This is a genomic window from Wolbachia endosymbiont (group B) of Chorthippus parallelus, assembly GCF_947251815.1.
Taxonomy (GTDB): Bacteria; Pseudomonadota; Alphaproteobacteria; order Rickettsiales; family Anaplasmataceae; genus Wolbachia.
Map to the genome: position 1 here is coordinate 210526 of NZ_OX366390.1, position 20945 is coordinate 231470.

Annotated in this window: 3 protein-coding genes; 1 reads left to right on the forward strand and 2 read right to left on the reverse strand. The window is 35.8% G+C overall.

The window, feature by feature from the left end:
- Positions 1 to 171 precede the first annotated feature (171 nt).
- Positions 172 to 6897 carry a Tc toxin subunit A-related protein gene (locus OPS21_RS01065; RefSeq protein WP_458694746.1) on the forward strand — a complete coding sequence of 2242 codons (6726 nt, stop codon included), beginning with the start codon at positions 172 to 174 and terminating at the stop codon, positions 6895 to 6897.
- A gap of 12 nt (positions 6898 to 6909) precedes the next feature.
- Here the strand turns inward: OPS21_RS01065 and OPS21_RS01070 are convergent, their stop codons facing one another.
- Both OPS21_RS01070 and OPS21_RS01075 read right to left on the reverse strand, forming a co-directional pair.
- On the reverse strand, positions 6910 to 20418 hold the full coding sequence (locus tag OPS21_RS01070) for an ankyrin repeat domain-containing protein (protein ID WP_265027666.1): 13509 nt from the start codon (positions 20416 to 20418) through the stop codon (positions 6910 to 6912).
- 154 nt (positions 20419 to 20572) lie between these two features.
- Positions 20573 to 20944 carry a helix-turn-helix domain-containing protein gene (locus tag OPS21_RS01075; RefSeq protein ID WP_264336193.1) on the reverse strand — a complete coding sequence of 124 codons (372 nt, stop codon included), beginning with the start codon at positions 20942 to 20944 and terminating at the stop codon, positions 20573 to 20575.
- Position 20945 lies beyond the last annotated feature (1 nt).

Sequence of the window (20945 nt, forward strand, 5' to 3'; positions counted from 1 at the left end):
AGTATTTATCCACGGTTACACTAATTCATGAAAAATGTAGATAAATTTTTGTTATTTTTTAGCTAAATAATTTGTTGACAATAAAGACAGTATCTTAAAAAGGATCTTGTAGAGCATGCAATTAGTGAGCCAAGAGAGAATGTTGCAGTAGCAACGGTTGGTAAAAAGACTATTTTCTTTGGCGGTAAGAAGAGTACAAATGAGTATTCCAAAAAAATCGATATTTATGATGAAGGTACTGGAAGCTGGTCAACTGAAATAGCTAGTGAGGCACGTGATAGTGCAGCAGCGGCCGTTGTAGGAAGCAAAGCTATTTTCTTTGGCGGAAATAAAAGCAGCAGTGAATGCTCTGCAAAAATAGATATCTACAATGATAATGCTACTAATGAAAGTGAAAAATGGAAAGCAGATCAATACCAAACAAGTGAAGCACGTGCAAATGCGTCTGTTGCAGTAATTGGCGAAAAAGCTATTTTCTTTGGTGGTGAAGTAGGCCAAGGAAGGTCAGGTAAAATAGATATCTACGATAATAAAACTGGACAATGGAGATCATCAGATACAGCAAGTGAAGCACGCACGAATGCATCAGTAGCTGTAGTTGATACAAAAGTTATTTTCTTTGGTGGAAATAAAGGTGACCAATGTTCTTCAAAGGTTGATATCTATGACAGTAAAACTGAAAAATGGACAATGCATACAGCTAGCGAAGCCCGTGAAAATGCATCAGTAGCCATAGTGGATGGAAAGGCTATTTTCTTTGGTGGTAAAGCAGGAGAAACAAGATCCAATAAAATAGATATTTACGATGCTAAAACTGAAAAATGGCTAGAAGTTGAACATACTGCTGGTGAAGCACGTGACGCAGCATTGGTTACAGTTGTTGGTAAACAAGCCATTTTCTTTGGCGGATGTAAGGGTAATCAGCAACACTCTAAATATATAGATGTTTACGACAGCCCTACTAACAAATGGAAAAAAACAGATGAAATTAACGAAGCACATGAGAGTGTATCAGCAATCGTAATTGGCACAAAGGCTATATTCTTCACAGGAAAGAAAAGTAGTACTGTTACAGGCCAAGTGTATATTTATGATTCTACTAGTTATTCTAAAGATGAAGATATAGCTAAAAGCTGGATAAAGCGTACTGCAAAAGAAACTGAAATACGAGATGACTTGCTTGTAAATATTACAAACAGCACAAAATATTCTGGTAAAATAGATATCTATGATGATACAACCAAATCTTGGAAAGCCATCGATCTTTATAAACCTGATAAGTGCAAGTCAATAGGGATACATAATAATAGAGCAACTCTAACTTATCAAGACGGAGGAAGTAGTACATATAATCGTACATACACGATAGGCTTATCTATAACTTACGATGCAACAATAGAAGAGCTTTTAAACAATGCCACTGTGTTTACAACGCTTAAAATGGACGCAGAAGATATTACAAATCATGCGAACCTAAAAGCAACGTGGACAGAAGAACAGATAAAAACTCTTGCAAATTACAAAGCATTGCAAAGTGAATTTTCTGGTAATGAGCTTACTTTATCACAATATACGGAATGGTTACGTGATAGTGATGATGAAAGCAAAGTTACAGAAAAAATAGCACAGCTTACTCATTGGGATAAGAAAGTTCTGAATGAAATGAAGGAATTTGATGCATTTAAAAAGTATTTCAGTAAAGAACATAACCCTCTAGATTCTTTGCTAAAAATTAAGTCTTTTATGGATATGTCAGAGCGCTCTGCAATTGATGGCAAGACCCTGTTGGAACTGAGGAATCTGCATAATTTATCAGCATCTACTGAATGGGATAAGTACAATAACACTGCAAGAAAACTACAGGAATCGCTAAGCTATGTAGAAGGAGTAAAAGAGCAGCTAGAAGATCAAAAGCGCAATATCCTAGCGAACTACATGTTGCATACATATTCTGAAATCAAGAATAAGAATATGCGCAGCCTATATGCATTTCTATTAATCGATGTTGAAATGAGTGATTGCTCAAAAATCTCTCCTCTTAAAGCAGGGCTAAATAGTCTTCAGCTTTATATTCACTGCTGTATATTAGGCCTTGAAGAAGGAGTAACAGTTAATTCTGAATTAACCGAGGAAATGTGGGATTTATTGGATAACTATAGAGAATGGGAAGCAACTAAAAAGGTTGCACTATATCCTGAAAATTACCTAAATCCTACGCTACGTAAATCTGCAACTGCAGAATATAAAGCATTGCAGAATACTCTAATGCAAGGAAATCTTACTGATGATACTGTAACCGATGCATACATTAAGTATTTTGAGGATTTTGCACAGCTTGTGAATCTCAGAGTAGTTGATACTTATTTTACAGACAACAAGTTGTATATTTTAGGACGAACTCAAGCAGATCCTTATACTTACTATTACCGTATTGGCAATTTTGAAGGTGGTAAAACAGGAAGTACACAGACTTGGGAGCCTTGGCAAAAAATTGAAGTGCAAATACCAGTCAACATCGCAAGAATAGTCCATACATTTGGTAGAATATTTATTTTTTGGCTACACAAAACTGTAAAGGAAAAGCAAATAGAAGATGTATCAATTAATGATTCTACTCTAACTTTGTACTATGTATTTAAAAAGGTGGATGGTAGCTGGTCCGCTCAACAAAAGTTGCCACACGATGTTAAAATAGATGAGAAATTTGAGATTGAAGTAAGGAAATGTTTAGATGTTAGAAATTGGAATAAAAAAACACTGGAGGAGTATAAAGGTAAAAAAGATGAGAAAGTTGGATTCCTTAAACACAATGTATGGGTTGAAGATCGGGATATAGAGGAGGCTAGAAGTTATTTTGAAAACGAGATTAGGGATTGGGGTAGAAAACTAAAAGAGAAGGTTAAAGAATCAAAAGATATTAATGAAAAATTTGATGGCAAGCTGAAAGTAGCTACAAAGGATAGCGAAATATTGATTTTGTCTTGTGAAAACGGCTTTCATAATAGTAAGTTTATTCTGAAAGAGGACCTAACATCAGAAAGATCCTATACGCGTTACTTTAATAGTATGAACAGCATTGCAGAGGCAGAAAAAAGTATAAAAGAATTCTACGATAAGAAAAAGGAAGAGGAGAAGAAAGTTGTTACACGCCAGATAAATGAAATGCAGAAAAAAATAGATAAAAAGAAGGCAAGAGAGAATGATAAGCAAAGTGAGTTAATTAGTTTAGAAAACAAAAAAGATGGCGAGAAAAGGAGTAAAGATGCGTTACAAAGCAAGGTAAATTCTGTAGAACAAGATATAAAAGAAAAGAGAAGATTATGGCAGGATATAGAGAATTTAAAAGTAAAGTTGAATAATTTATTTCCGCATAGATCAAGTGATTCATATGAAAAAGCAGCAGAGAGAGGCAATTTACGAGCAGTAATAAATAATTTGAAACAAGAGCTAACACAGCACAAGCAAAATGTAGAGAGTACAAATGTAGAATTACAGCAAGAGTTAATAACACTAGAAACGGAAACGGCAACTTTGATCAATAACATAGCTAAGCTAGCAACAGAGGAAACTGTGGATGATAACTTACAGAGAAAAACAAAAGATATAATAAAACGGTTAAGTGATTTACAATTACAAGAAGCACAGCTAGATCCACTAGAGGAGTCAGGAGAAAAAGGGAAGCTTCGAGTAGCTGCAGATAATTTGAAACAAAAGTTAGCACTACTCAAGCAAAGTACAGAAAGCAAAAAAGTAGAATTGCTGGAGCAGCTAACAGAGTTAGAAACAAAAGTGACAAATTTGGAAAGTGAGATAAACAGATTGCAAGAGCCAGAAAAAACTATAGAGGTATTAAAAAAAGAGAAGGGTATATTAGAGGAAAGTATAAAACAGCATGAAAAAGAGATAAAGAAGTTAGATGATGAAATAAAAAAGTATGAAAAAGAGAAAGAGTATCTTAAGAATGTAATATCACAATTACAAAAAAACAAAAAAGAAATAGAAGACGGTAATAATAAAGTTGCTGAACAGGAAAGGCATAAGCAATTGGATGGAAAAAGAGATAAAGAGATAAAGTTAGTAAGAGAATTAATTATTCAAGAGAAAAACGATAACGTAGATCAAAGTAAATACAAAAGCATAGAAATTTTTAATTTAATCAATAAGTCATATAAAGAAGCTTACATTAAGGGATCAGAAGCAATCTTAGCACCAGAAGTGCAAAACCAAACGCTTGATTTTCAAGGGTTTTATGGGGTATATTTGTGGGAAATATTTTTCCATATTCCAACACTGGTTGCATATCTTTTCAACCAGGAGCAGAAGTTTGCTGAGGCACGCAGGTGGTATCAATACGTCTTCAATCCTACCAATAGGGGCTGCAATGCATGGCAATTTCTTCCCTTTAAAACTAAATGCGGAAATTCATATGGTAATGAGAAGTGTGATAGTGAAAAGTTAATAGATTTACTTGATCCGTACAAAGAGGCTGACAAGAAAAAGATCTCTTATGAGAAGTATGTAATAATGTCATACATAGATAATTTAGTCGATTGGGGGGATATGCTCTTTTCTCAAAATTCATGGGAAGGAATTAACCAAGCAACGATGCTTTATGTAAGAGCTTGGAACCTTCTTGGAGAAAAGCCCAAAAAGAAAGGAAAGTTCAAAGCTGAGCCTGAGAGTATATGTGAGTTGTCGAATAATAAATATGACATATGTAAAATAGAAGCAGAAGCTCCGAGAGATACTGTTCAAAATACACGCAATAGTTCTAGTGCTGCTGTAGTTGATCTTACTACATATTGCAGTTATTTCTGCACTCCAGAAAATAAAGATTTTATTGCCTTATGGGATAGGATTGAGGATCGTCTTTATAAAATAAGACATTGCTTGGATATCAAAGGTAAACGTTTAGAGCTTTCTCTATTCCAACCACCAATTGATCCAAGACAACTAATAAGTACTGCAGCTAGTGGAAGTATTATAAGGTTACCAAAAATAGCCCAAGTGCCTCATTACCGTTTTAAGTATATGATTACCTACGCTAAATCAATTGCTGATACTGTTACTCAAATTGGTTCAGAGCTACTAAGCGTTTTAGAGAAGAAGGATGCTGAAGCACTCACTTTGCTTTACAATAAGCAAGAAGGAATAATGGCTAACTTAATGACAACCATTAAGGAAAAAGCTATTGAAGCATTAAAAGAAGAAGCTAAGGCACTTGATGCAAGTTTGAGTAGCGCAAAAGACCGAAAATCTCATTATGAGAAATTAATTAATGATGGATTATCAGGCTCTGAAATTGCAGCAATAGCAACAGCTATTACTGCCACAGGTCTTTTAACGCTTTCAATTCCTCTTGAAATAGCTGCTGTAGCTGTGCATCTTGTGCCAAATATTTTTGGATTAGCATGTGGTGGCAGTGACTTTGGCAGGTCTGTGGAAGCTGGTGCTAAAGCTCTAGCAACAACAGCAAACACACTATCAAACATATCACAGAATATAAGTACATCAGCAAGTTATGAAAGAAGAGCTCAGGATTGGGATTTACAAAAAATTATGGCAACTTATGATACTGAGCAAATTAGCCATCAAATAGAAGCAAACAAGATAAATCAGGCAAATGCTGTACAAGACCTTACAGCTCATAAGAAATCAATAGAGCAGATTAAGGAAAAAGAGCAGTTTTTCAGAAGTAAATTTACTAACCAGGAACTATACAGCTGGATGAAAGGAGAACTTAAAAGTTTATATATTAGGGTTTATAGACTTGCTCTTGAAATTGCAAGACAAGCAGAGTATGCCTATCAGTATGAAGTTGATAGTAACAAGACTTTTATTCAGCCAGGACACTGGAATAGTTTAAAAGAAGGCTTACTTTCAGGACAAAAATTAAAGTTTGAACTTGAGCAACTTGATAAGGAATACCATGATACCAATGAAAGAAGACTGGAGATCACTAAAGTAATCTCACTTAAATCTCTTGATCCTATCGCACTTTATGAGCTTAAAACTAAAGGCAGTTGTAAATTCTCTTTCACGGAAAAATTATTTGACCTTGATTTCCCTGGTCACTATGCTCGTAAAATTAAAGATATCAAGATCACTATTCCAGCAGTGGTTGGTCCTTATGAAAATGTTCATGCAAGTTTGCAACAAACAAGTAGCCAAGTAATATTAAAAAGCGATAGTGCAATAAATGCAATTAAATACTTAGTAAACCCAAGTGAAGAAGAACAGCCTGAAACTGATCTGTTGAGAGTTAACTGGAAGCCAAATCAAGAAATTGCTATCTCAAAAGCTGATCAAGATAGTGGATTATTTGAACTTAGTTTTGGTGATGAACGTTACTTACCATTTGAGGGCACAGGTGCAGTTTCTACCTGGGAATTAAGCCTTCCTCAAGCAACTAATAGATTTGATATCGGTACTATTTCTGATGTTATCATTCATTTAGACTACACAGCGTTAAATGGTGGAGAAGCTTTAAGTAGCCAGGTAAAAAACCTTAACCAATTAAAGTATTACCTCGGTACATTAGTTATGAACCTAAGTTCGGTCTATCCAGAAGAGTGGGAAAAATTTAAACAACAAGCAAAAGGACGTTCTTCTGAGCTAAAATTCAAACTATCCTCTGAGATTTTTCCCGTTCATGTAAAAAATCCATCAGTTGATTTAAATAAAGAAAATAACATTTATGTTATACCTACTACGCCAGATATGAGTCGAATAACTATAAAGTTAAATAACTACAATTGGGAACGTAATTCTAAAAAGATTGTTAATCCTTCACTTACAATTGGTAGTGATTGGAGTATTAAAATCAACAATGCAGATATAAGCAAAATCGAAGAAATAATGATTATGGTCCCTTATAAAGCAACGATTAATTGGTAACTTCTATACCTGCTATTTTAATAACGAGTAGCAGGTCTCTTTGCTTTTTTCATTTGTAATACCTTTTTCTATAAGAACACTTTGTATAGAGGTAGGTACTTGGATGCTAGCTTGGATTTGCAGATCAGCACTATTTAATATTCGATCTTTCTTACCATTATAGGCTTTTTTAAATCCATCGATTTGCTTTTGACTTAAATTTTGTGAAAATGCCTTTTCTACATATGAGTCTAAAAGACTAGCAATTGTATCATAATTGCCACTTGTAATTTTTGCTGTGATAGTTTTTTGTACTTCTAAAAAATCAATTCTTACTGATTTCCATGCTATACCACTGCTACAAGCTGCTTGCTTCATTACTTGCTCTAGCTTTTCCACTATACGTAAAGTACAGCCTATTGTCTCCTCTTTTGATAAAGTACTGCTTTCATAAGCTCTACATTTCATGTTGCATTTATTTCCATTGAACCAGCTATATAATACATAATAAAGCATCATGTCTGCATTACTAATATTCCCAAGCCTTTCTTGAATAATAGGTGTAGATGATTTACAGCTGGCCACCTTACCTGGTAAAAATGGCTGTCCAGTATTAGGTATCCAACCTTTTATCCAAGAAACCCAGTTGCCTATCAGTGAAGAATGTCTACCTGCTCCACTACTTTGAAACTGACCTACAGTAGGCTGATCTACAAAAAGATGACTATGCCTGATATTAGCAACGTAATTGTGCTCTTTTTCTTCCAGAGCTTGCCTTAGGTATTCTACCACACTTACATGGTTTGCAGAAATAGCTAGATCAAGAGGTTTTTCATGATCAATACTGAGAAGATCAATATCTGCTCCTTTTTCCTCCACAAGAAATTTTACGGTTTCTAAATGACCATTACTAGCAGCGCAGTGGAGAGGCGTCCAATTATCTGCACTAACAGCGTTAACACTTATTCCTTTATCAAGGAAAAATTTTACAATATCTTTATGTCCATTCTCAGCAGCAATATGTAGAGGTATTTTACCACTCAGATCAACAGCATTAATATTTGCTCCTTTCTCTTCTACTAAAAATCTTACAGCTCCCAAATGACCATGCCTTGCAGCATAATGCAGCGGTGTCCAATTGTCCTGACCTAAATCATTAACATTCATTCCCTGGTTTATTAAAAGTTCTATAACTTTTTGATACCCACGTTCAGCAGCAATATGCAAAGGTTTTGCGTTATCAGCATCTACAGCATTAAAATTTGCTCCCTCAGCTAAAAGCGATTGGACAAAATCCAAATTACCAGAATGGGCAGCATAATGCAGTGGCGTCCACATTAAATTAGTATCTGGATCATTAATACTTAGCCCCTGCTGTACGAAAAACAGTACAATATTCTTATGTGCATTGCTAGCTGCAGAGTGTATAGGTTTTTTTCCATCGTTGCTTACAGCTCTAATATCTGCACCTTCTTCAACTAGAGATTTAGTAGCCCTCAAGCGACCATGAAGGGCAGCATAATGCAAAGGTGTTAATTGCTGATAATCAGCATCATTAACATTTAATTCTTTTTGTATAAAAAACTCCACAATATCTTTGTGTCCATGCTGGGCAGCAATATGTAAAGGCCCAGCACCGTAAACATCTTTATTTTTGATGATGTTTCTATCTTGACGAACGAGAAACCTAATAACCTCTAAAAGTTTATCATCAATGTGTTTATTATTCCTGCCTTTAGCAGCATAATATAAAGGTGTCCAATTGTCTTTGCCTTTGTCATCAACACTTAGCTGCTTTTGCACTACAAAAAATTCTACTATATCCTTATGACCATACTGAGCAGCATAATGCAAAGGTTTTGCATTACTAGAATCCTGAGCATTGACATTTGCTCCTCTACTTACAAGAAGTTTAACCACCTCTAAACTACCACCCTTGGCAGCATAATGTAGTGGTATTTGATTATTCTGATCTTGATAGTTAACATTCAATCCTCTACTAAGAAAAAACTCAATGGCGTTTTTATGTCCATGCTCAGCAGCAATATGTAAAGGACTCACACCGTTAATATCAAAAGCGATAATATTTGCTCCTCTACCAGCAAAAAATTCAATAACGTTTAAGTTGCCACTTTTAGCAGCATAGTGCATCAATGTTTTACTACTTTTATCTTGGTCACTAACACTTAATTGCTTTTCTACAGTAAAGAACTCTACAATACCTTTATGACCGTACTCAGCAGCAATATGCAAAGGTTTTAAATTATTAGAATCTTTGGCATTGATATCTGCTCCTCTACTGATGAGAAACTTTATAACTTCTAAGTTACCACTCTTGGCAGCATAGTGTAACGGCGTCCACTTATTCTTATCTAAATCATTGACACTTAATCTCCTATTGAGGAAAAACTCTACGATATCTTTATGTCCATACTCAGCAGCAATATGCAAAGGTTTTGCTCCGCTTATCGTTTGATCATGAATATTTGATCTAAAGTTAATAAGTAGTTTCACAACTTCTAAGTTACCACTCTTAGCAGCTTCATGGAGCGGAGTAAGGTAATCTTTATTATTTCTAGCATTAGTGTAAGCCTTTTTTCTAAGAAGAAACTTGACAATCTCTAAATCACCACATTGAGCAGCTTTGTGCAATGGTGTTAAGTCATTATCATCTCTAGAGTTAACATCTGCACCTATATTAAAATAATGTTCAACCTTTCTAAAATCTTTCTGACTTATCGCATCAAACAATCCTGCATTTGAAAGAGTTTTTACGACTTCTAGGTGGCGCTTTTCTGTAGCAAGTTGTAACGGTGTCTTGCCATGAAAATCTTGAACATTAATATCCGCCTCTCTTTCTATAAGCAACTTCACAACCTCTGAGTGACCAGAATCAGCAGCATAATGGAGTGGTGTCCAGCTATTCCAACCAGAAGCATTAATATTTGATCCGCTGTTAAGCAAAAATTCCACTACGCCTTTATGGCCATATTGAGCAGCAATATGTAAAGGTTTTATGTAATGAGACCCAGCATTAACATTTGCCCCTTCTTCTACTAAAAGTTTTATGAGTTTTATGTGGTTTCTATAAGCGGCATAATGCAGTGGTGTCCAGTTATTGTGACTAGAATAATTAACATCAGCTCCTTCTTTAAGATAATCTTTAACTCTTTGTATGTCATTCCTTCCTACAGAATGAAACATAGCCTCATTTAACAGCAATTCAGTAATTTCTCCATTCTCTTTTTCTTTAGCAAGTTGTAATGGTGTTTTACCGTTTGAATCCCTTGCGTTGGTGTCTGCTCTCTTTTCTATTAGTAACTTTACAAGCTCAAAATAACCTTCCTCTGCCGCATAATGTAATGGCGTTTTATTATTTTTGCCTGGTTCACTAGCACTTACTCCATGTTCAAGCAAGAACTCAGCAACATTTTTGTATCCATTTTTGGTAGCAACATGTAACGGGCTTTCACCACTAATGCTTTTCATGTTTAGGTTCGCTCCTTTACTTTGTAAAAACCTTATCATTGATAAGTCGCCATTTTCTGCTGCAATATGCAACATTCCCCATCCCCACCTGTTAGTCACATCAACATCAGCTCCACTAGTAAGATATTCACTAATTTTATCACGATCTCCCTGCTTAACGGCATTAAATAACACCTTATCTTGTAACAATTTAATAATCTCAGGGTCAGTTGCAAGTTGCAATGGCGTGTTTTCTTCAGAATCTTGAATATTGATATCTGCGCCTTTCTCTATCAAAAATTCTACAGATGCTGAATGGCTTTTCTCAGCTGCTTGATGTAAAGCTGTTTTTCCACTTATACCTTTGTCATCGATACTCAACCCTTCTCTGTTTTTCCTTAGGAAAAACTCCATCACATTTGTATGACCATATTGAGCAGCAACATGCAATGGCTTATTTCTGTTAGTATCCTTAAGGTTGATATCCGCGTCCTCTCCTATCAGAAATTCTACTACTGCCAAGCGTCCATGTCTAGCAGCATAATGTAATGGTGTCCAATTATTCCTACCACGACTGTCAACACCCTCACTTTTCTCTTTTCCTACTATCAAAAACGCTACTATGTCTTCGTATCCATTCCTAGCAGCATAATGCAAAGGCTTTGCATTATAAGACTTAGCATCAACATTTGCTCCTTGCGCCTTTAGAAGCCTAACGATTTCAATGTAACCTTTGCTAGCGGCATCATGCAGCAATGTCCAGTCATTTTCGTCTTTGTAGTTAGGGTCTGCTCCTTCAGCAAGATACTGTTCAACTTTACTTAACTCTCCTTGTTTCACAGCATTAAATAATGCTTTATTACGCAATAATCTTGCTGCTTCCTGATGGTTTTTACCGCTTGCTAGTTGCAAAGGTGTTTTGTTATCAGTACTTTTAGCATCAATATCTGCTCCTTTTTCTATTAAAAATTTTACAACTTCTGGATACCCTTTGTCAGCAGCGTAGTGTAGCATAGTCCAATCATTATTACCTTTATCGTTAATGCTTAGCTCATCCCCGTGCCACCTAAGGAAAAATTCTATAATACTTCTATGCCCGTTATCTGCAGCAATATGTAAAGGCTTATTTCCGTTAGAATCTTGAGCATTAATATTTGCCCTCTTTGTTATCAGAAGTTCTACAATTGCCAAACCACCTCTGCTTGCAGCATAGTGAAGCGGTGTCCATCCATTTCTATTTGCATCATTAACACTAAGGCCAGCTCTTTCCTCTTTCAGAAAGAATTCTACCACGTTTCTACGACCGTAATCAGCAGCAATATGCAAAGGCTTGTCGCCATTTTGATCTCTAGTATTAATGTTTGCCCCTCTTGATATTAGAGCCTGAGCAACTCTTAGATGTCCTCTACTTGCAGCTTCATGTAATACTGTCCATCCATTCTTATCTGAATAATTAACGTTAGCTCCATTATCAAGGTATCTTTCTACATCATTTAAATTTCCCTGCTTTACAGCATGTAATAATGTTTTATTTTGTAATAATCTTTTAATTGGCCCTTCATTAGCTAGTTGCAGAGGTGTTAGATTATCATAGTCAATTGCATTAATATCTGCACCATTCTCTATGAGAAACTCTGCAACTTCAGGGTGGTTGTACTTGGCAGCATAATGAAGCGGTGTCCAATTATTTTTGCCCCTATCATTAATGTTAGCATCTGCCTCATTCACACCATTTTTTCTACTGAGAAAATATCTTACAACATCTAAAGAGCCTTTCTCGGCAGCAATATGCAAAGGTTTATCTCCATCTCTACTTTTAGCATTAATATTCGCTCCCTTCTCTTCCACTAAAGACCTGATCAATGGCAAATTATTTCTCACAGAAGCAGCGTGTAAAAGCCCCCATCCCCATCTGTTAGTAGAGTTTACATTAGCTCCATCTCTGAAAGAGTCTTGTACTCTCACTAAATTTCCTTCTTTCACAGCATCAAAAAGTGCTTTATTTAACAATAACTCCTTGACTCTTTCATCCTGGGCAAGTTGTAGAGGTGTTTTGCCACCAGAGTTTTCTGCATTGATATTTGCACCTCTTGTTATCAAAAGCTCCACAACTTCCGACTTGCCCTGCTCAGCGGCATAATGGAGTGGTGTCCAGCTATCTTTACCTAAATCATTAACACTGAGCTTTTTATCAAGAAAAAACTTTACTATATCCGTATGTCCATTCTTTGCAGCAAGATGCATAGGTTTATCCCCATCAGCATCTTTAAGATTAATATCTGCACCTTTTTCTCCTACTAAATATCGCACAACTTCGAAGTGATTGCTCTCAGCAGCATAGTGTAGTGGTGTTTTATTATCTTTACCTTTATCATTAACTTTACCGTTGAGTAGAAGCTTCACAATGTTTATGTGGCCATATTGTGAAGCAATATGCAAAGATTTGTCCCCATCAGAATTTTCAGCATCAATGCTTGCCCCTCTTTCTACTAGAAGCGAAGCTATTAGCAAATGACCTTTTTCAGCTGCACGATGCAACAGCGTCCAATCATTACCGCTCAGAGAGTTAGGATCAGCTCCATTGTCAAGATATTTTTGAACTTGAGCATACTCTCCTTGTTCTACAGCATCAAATAATGCCTCATTTTGTAATGACCTGACAATTTCCTGATTACCAGTTATAAGCTCTAAAGGTGCTTTACCTTGGGCATTCTGGATAGTAATATCTGCACCTTCTTTGACAAGAAAATTTACAATTTGTGAATAGTTGTTTGCACTAGCATAGTGAAGTGGTGTCCAATTATCTCTACCTAAATCATTAATATCCATTCCCCGCTCATCAATAAAAAACCTTACTATTGGCTGATGCCCACTTTTGGCTGCAACGTGTAATGGTTTGTCCTCGTCAGAATTTCTAATGTTAATGTCTGCCCGCTCTCTCGTTAAAAGCTTTACGATTTTTAGATGCCCGCCTTCAGATGCATAATGCAGTGGAGTCCAATTGTTTAAATCAGTTGCATTAACAGCTGGCCAACTTTGCACTAAAAGCTCAACTACATCAGAGTAACCATGACGTGCAGCATGATGAAGGAAAATTCTGCCATTTTGATCACTATAGTCAATATTAACCCTTATTCCTTTAACTTCTTTGTTGAGATAATTTCTCACCTCCGACACTTTATTTTGTTTTACAGCACCAGACAACCCTTCATTCAGTAAGAATTGAATTACTTCAGGCTCGCTTGCCAGATCTACTGGTAATTTTCCTTGAGAATTATGAGCATTAATATTCGCTCCTTTCTTTATAAGAAACTTTACAATCTCAATATGGCCTTCTTTAGAAGCATGATGTAAAGCTGTCCAATTATTTCTATCTTTGCTATCAATAGTAGCTTCTTTTTCTTCAATCAAGTACTGTACAACATTAAGGCTATTGCTTGCAGCAGCATAATGCAGGGGCGTCCACTTATTTTCCCCTTGTTCATTAACGCTTAATTCTTGTTGATCGATAAAAAATTCTACAATATCTTTATGCCCATTTTTTGCAGCAATGTGCAAAGGTTTTTCTCTACTATCTGTTCTTGCGTTTATATTTGCTTTTTTTTCTACCAGAAATTCTGCTACTTTTGTATAACCGTTGCGAGCAGCATAATGAAGTGGTGTCCAGTTATTTAGATCTGAATAGTTAACATCAATCTCATTTACAAAAAGACCTTTAATCTTATTAATGTCATCACCCAAGTTATCTCCTCTTACAGCATTGAATAGCTCTCTACTCCGCAATAACTTTGCCACCTCCCTGTGACTATCTCCTTTTTCAACAGCAAGTTGCAACGGCGTTTCTCCACTTAAACCCGTAGCGCCAATATTTGCTCCTTTTTCTATAAGAAATTTTACTACCGGTAATCGATTTTCATAAACGGCATAGTGAAGCGGTGTCCAGTTATTTTTTCCTACTTCATCAATATTTGCTTGCTTACTCAGAAAAAGCTCTACCACGTCACCTTTGCCATAAGTAGCAGCAAGATGTAAAGGTGTATTTCCGTCAGAATCTTTAGCGTTAACAACATTTGGATCTTTATTGATAAGTTCTGTTGCTAGCGTTTTATACCCTAAGCTAGCAGCGTAATGTAACGGCTGCCATCCATTTTTCTCGTATGAATAATTAAGATTTTGAATATATTTTCTGACCTTTGATACATCATTTTTCCTTATAGCATCAATCAATGCCTTGCCCTGCAACATTGCTTTAACTTCTTGCCGATTACTTTCACCTTGGGAAAGCTGTTGAGCAAGGTCAAGTGGAGTTACACTATTAGAATTTTCAGCATAAATATCTGCTTCTTTTTTTATCAAAAACTTTACTAAATCGCTGCTACCTTTGTTAACAGCATGATGTAGCGGTGTCCAATTATCCTTACCACGATCATTAACGTTCATCCCTTTTTCATTAAGAAAAAACTCTACGATATCTTTATACGCCATACCAGAAGCAATATGTAAAGGCTTATCTCCACTATGGGCTTTAGCATTAACATTAGCCCCTTTTTCTTCTACCAAAAATCTAATAAACTCTAAATCATCCACTTCTCTATTGGCAGCATGGTGTAGTAAAGACCAACCATTCTGATCTGAGTGATTAATGCTGATTCCATTACTAAGATATTCTTCAACCTTATCATGATCACCTTCCTTTACTGCACCAATTACTTTTACTGCGTTAAATAGCCCTTTATTCAGTAACAACTGTGCAATGGACTGATGACCCTCATCTCTAGCAAGCTGTAATGGTGTTTTACCATCTGAGTTTTTAAGATTAGCATCTGCTTCTTTTTCTATGAGAAGTTGTACAACTGGCAAATGCCCACCTTTTGCAGCATAGTGTAGTGATGTCCAGTTGCTTTTACCTTTGTGATTAATACTTGCTTTCTCTTTTTCAAGAAGAAGTTCAACAACATCTTTGTGGCCATAAGCAGCAGCAAGGTGTATAGGTTCATCGCCATCTGAGTTTTTGGCATTAACATTAATTGAATTACTCTCTATTAGTTTTGTTGCTGATCCTTGATGGCCAAGTTTGGCAGCGTAGTGTAATGGAGTCCAGAGATTTTCTTCGTATGAATAATTAACATTAGCACCTTTATTAATATACTCACTAACTCTCGATACAATGTTCTGCTTTACAGCATCAACTAATGCTTTACCTAACAACACCTCCTTAACTTTAGTTTCTTCACTCTTAACGAGGTCTAAAGGGGTTGTACCATTAACGCTTCTAGCATCAATGTTTGCTCCTCTTTCTTTTACTAGATACTCAACAACATCAAAGTGATCGTCTAAAGTAGCATAATGGAGTGGTGTCCAATTTTCTTTTCCTAGCTCATCAACGCTTAACCCTTTCTCCTCAAGAAAGAATTTTACAACATTTTTGTGTCCATTCTTTGCAGAATAATGTAGCGGTTTATCTCTATCGTCAGTTCTGGCATCTACATTTGCCCCCTTTTCTATCAAAAATTTTACGATTTTTAAATATCCATTAAGAGCAGCATGATGAAGCGGTGTCCAATTACTTGAATTTGAATAATTAACATCAATTTCGTCAGTAAAAGAACCTTTAAGATCATCACCAAGATCTTCCTGTTTCACAGTGTTAAATAATGCTCTACTCCGCAACAATTTTGCCACTTCCCTATGACTATCTCCTTTCTCAACAGCAAGTTGCAATGGCGTTTCTTCGCTTAAACCAGTAGCATCGATATTTGCTCCTTTTTCTATAAGAAATTTTACTACTGGTAATTGGTTTTCGTAAGCAGCATAATGAAGCGGTGTCCAATCATCTTTTCCTTTACTTTCAATCAGCGTTTCTCTAGGTTCTTGAAGAAAAAATTCCACAATATTCTTGCGACCATGGGCAATAGCAATATGTAAAGGGTTACTATCATCAGCATCTTTAGCATCAGTAATATTAGCATTATTATTTATAAGTGTTTCTGCAGATCTTTGATAACCAAGACTAGCAGCGTAATGTAATGGAGTCCATTTATTATCCTCATATGAATAATCAACTTTAGCTCCTTCTTTAATGTAATCTCTGACCTTTCTTACATTATTCTGCCTGACAGCATCTATTAAAGCTTTGCCAAGTAGTTTAGGCTTAATCCCTTTGCCATCTGCGAGCTTCAATGGAGTTATATTATTATAATCTTCTGCATAAATATTGGCTCCTTTTTTTATCAAAAACTCCGCAAAGCTTTCACTGTCTTTATGAACAGCATGATGTAATGGTGTCCAATTATCCTTCCCTCGATCATTAATATCCAATTCCTTCTCGTCCACAAAGAACCTTACAATATTTATATGTGCGTGGCTGGAGGCAATATGTAGTGGTTTGTTACCATCGTTAGTTTTAGCATCAATATTTGCTCCTTTTTCTACCAAAAATCTGACAAATTCGTCATCATCTATGGTTCTATTAGCAGCATGATGTAGTGGAGTCCAGCCCTGAAGGTCTGAGTGATTAACGTTAGCACCAGCATCAAGATATCCTTTAACCTCATCAAGGTTTCCTTTTTTTACTGCTCCAAATACTTGTTCAAATAGAGCCTCATTCAATAATAGTGATACAATTTCTTGATGTTCTCTTTCTCTTGCCAATTCTAGCGGTGTTTTACCATCGGAATTTACAGCATTAATATCTGCTTTTTTTTCTATTAGAAATTTTACTATTGGCAAATGTCCACCTTCAGCAGCATAGTGAAGGGGTCTCCAATCACTTTTGCCCTTATTATTTACGCTTAATAACCCTTTTTCGTTTTTAAGAAGAAGCTTCACAATATTTTCATGCCCGCAAGCGGTTGCTATGTGTAAAGGCTCATTATTGTCAGAATCTTTAGTATCAATAACAGTGGAGTTGTTATTGATGAGTACTTCCGCAGAACTTTGATAACCTAAGTGAGCAGCATAATGTAGTGGTGTCCACTTTTTATCTTCATATGAATAATTAAGGTCAGCTCCAGAGGTAATGTAATCTCTAACTTTTTCTATATCATTTCTTTTAACAGCATCAATTAACTCCTTACCCAGCACTATCCTTTTAATTATTTCGTAACTTCCATTTTGAGCAAGTTGTAGTGGTGTCTTATTGCTAGAGTCAAGACTTTCAGCATTAATATTTGCACCTTTTTTTATTAAAAATTCTGTAAGCTCTAGCTTACCTCCAGAAACAGCATAGTGCAGTGGTGTCCACCTGTTTTTTCCTTCTTCATCAACACTTAATCCTTTTCTCTCTATAAAAAACTCCACAACTTCTGTGTGTCCATGCTTAGCAGCAACATGTATGGGCTTTTCCCTATCATTGGTTATAGTGTTTACATCTGCTCCTTTTTCGACTAAAAACTCCACAACTTTTAAATCACCATTGGAAGCAGCATAATGCAGTGGTGTCCAATTATCCAAACCCGAATAATTAACATCAATCTCACCTGTAAAAATAATCTTGATACTGTCAAGGTCATCATTAAGACTCTCTTGTTTTACAGCATTAAATAATGCTCTGCTTCGCAGTAATTTTGCAACTTCCTTATGGCTATTACCTTTTTCCTCAGCAATTTGTAAAGGCGTCTCATCGTTTAAGCCCTTGGTAGCAATGTTTGCCCCTGTTTCTATAAGAAACTTTACTACTGCAAGATGACCTTTATCAGTAGCATAGTGCAGAAGCGTCCAACCATTTTTTCCCTCGCTTTCAAGAAGCTTAGCCTTACTTTCACTTAGATGCTCTCTAGGATTCTTAAGAAAAAATTCCACAATATTCTTGTGACCATATTCAGCAGCAATATGCAAAGGGTTGCTATCTTCAGAATCTTTAGCATCAATAATAGTAGCATTGTTTCTTACAAGGACTTTTGCTGACCTCTGATAGCCCAAACTGCCAGTATAGTGTAATGATGTCCACTTCCTATCTTCATATGAATAGTCAACATTTGCCCCTTTCTTAATATGATCACTGACTTTTGTTATATCATTCCTCTTGACAGCATCGATTAACGCCTTGCCCAACAATATGCCTTTGATTACCTTACCTTCAGCGAGATCTAATGGTGTTTTGCTATTAGAGTTCTCAGCATAAATATCTGCTTCTTTTTTTATTAAAAACCTTACTAATTCCTCACTTTCCTTATTAACAGCATAGTGTAAAGGTGTAAAATTTTCCTCTCCTCGATCGTTAATGTCTAAACCCTTTTCGTTAATAAAAAATTTTACAGTATCTTTATATGCATTGCGAGAAGCAAGATGTAAGGGTTTATTACCATCATGGGTAGTAGCATTTACATTTGCCCCTTCTTTTACTAACAGTCTGATAAGCCCTAGAGCTTCTGATGTTCTATTAGTAGCATGGTGTAGTGGAGTCCAGCCGTTACGGTCTGAATGATTAATTTCAGCACCATTATCAAGATTCCCTTTGACCTCATTAATATTACCTTCTTGAACTGAGTTAATCAGTGCTTTGTTTAATAGCAATTTTACAATTGTCTGATGATTTTTGTCCTTGGCCAATTGTGATGGCGATTTCTGATTAGAGTTTTTTGTATCAATGTTTGCTCCCCTTTCAACTAATAGTTTTGCTACTCTAAAATTTCCTTTATCAGCAGCATAGTGAAGAGGAGTGGAAGCGTTCTTGCCTTCAATGTTAATATCTGCTCCTCTCTCTAGCAACAATTCTACAATATTTTCCTTGCCATAATCAGCAGCAATATGTAAAGGTGTGTTATTTTCAGAGTCTCTAGCACCTAAAGTGGAATTATTTACAAGCAATTCCGCTGATCTACGATAGCCTAGGCTAGCAGCATAGTGTAACGGTGTCCATTTATTCTCTTCACTTGAATAATCAACACTTGCATGGTCAATACCAATATATTCTCTAATTTTTTGGATATTATTTTGCTTTACAGCATCAATTAACATTTTACCTAGCAGAACCCTTTTAACATCTGAATCGCTGGTAAGTTGGAGTGGAGTTTCACTTTTAGCGTCTTCGGCATTAATATTTGCACCCTTCCCTACTAAGAACTTAACGAAATTTAAATAGCCTTTACTAGCCGCATGATGAAGTGGTGTTTTTCTACCCTTGTCTCTAGCATTTATATCAATACCTTCTTTCTCTACTAAAGCTTTTCCAAGTTCTAGATGAGTTTTATTAGCAGCATAGTGCAGCGGTGTCCAACTATCCTTACCTTGATCATTAACGCTTAACCCCTTTTCATCAAGAAAGAAATTTACGATATCTCTGTATCCATGATCAGATGCAATATGTAATGGTTTATTCCCATCAGAATCTTTAGCATTAATATCTGCTCCTTTTTCTGTTAAAAATTTGATAAAGTTGAGGTCCTCAGGACTATCATCAACAGCATAGTGCAGTGGCATCCAGCCATTGTTTTGACTTGCATAATTAATATTGGCACCGTTATCAAGCTGAGTTTCCACTCCGTTTCGTTCTCTTTTCTTTACAACAGCAAGCAGTAGTTCATTTCTTAGTAAGCTTGCAACTTCTTCATGTCCTCCATCATTTGCAAGTTTCAGTGGTGTTTCGTTATCAGAGTTTTTAACATTAATCTCTGCTCCTCTTGCTATGAGAAATTCCACAATTGATAAATGCCCTTTCTTTGCAGCATAGTGCAATGGAGTTGATTGATCCATGGTTTTAGAATTAATATGTTGTTGTTTTTCTATTAGAAGCTTTACAATCTCTAGGTACCCTTTATTAGTAGCATAATGTAAAGGTGTCCAATTATCCTTGCCTTTCTCGTCAACTTCTACTCCTTTATCAAGAAAAAACTTTACAATATTTTTATGTCCAAAATCAGCTGCAATGTGAATGGGCTTGTTTCCATCGTTAGTTTTAGTATTAAAACTTACGCCTTGATCATTTACTAAAAATTTTGCTACTTCTAAGCTGCCAAACTTAGCTGCATAGTGGAGTAAGCCCCAGCCATCTTGGCTAACAATAGTAAAGTTATTTCCTATCGCGTTCTTATCATTACGCTTTATACCCTCTATTATATCTCCAGATATGGTCATCTCTAGCCTCCAGAATCTCTATTAACAAATCCTCACTAAGACCGCTAAAAAACTTTATCAGTCAATATTCTAAGTATTGTATATATCCCAAATATTTTATGGCGTAAACCTTTATTTTAAAAAGATCATACTCTTTTATACTTGTAAGTTTGCATTATTTATTAGCAAGAGCCTTTATCACTAAATGAACAATATCACGTAAAGTTTCATCCTTAATTTTTCTATATTCTCTTACTAATCGTGATATTTCTTCGCTGCTCACATCACTATGGAAAGCCTTATCATGTAAATCCTCAGAGGTTTTTGTAAAAAAATATGACATATCAACTGACAAAGCTTCTGCCAATTTATACAACCTATCAACTATAAGCCTTACCTCCCCAGTTTCATATCCTTGTATATGCTGAAATGAAATTCCAAGCTTTTTTCCCAAGTCTCTTTGGCTGAGACCACACATTAACCTTCTTTTCCTTATTCTTTCCCCTATTTGTTTATCAATAGGATGTTGTTTAGCTTGTACAGTCATT

Excerpts from the sequence above, each read along its gene's own strand:
- OPS21_RS01075 (WP_264336193.1), bottom strand. The coding sequence starts at position 20,944 with ATGACTGTACAAGCTAAACAACATCCTATTGATAAACAAATAGGGGAA.
- OPS21_RS01070 (WP_265027666.1), bottom strand. The coding sequence starts at position 20,418 with ATGACCATATCTGGAGATATAATAGAGGGTATAAAGCGTAATGATAAG.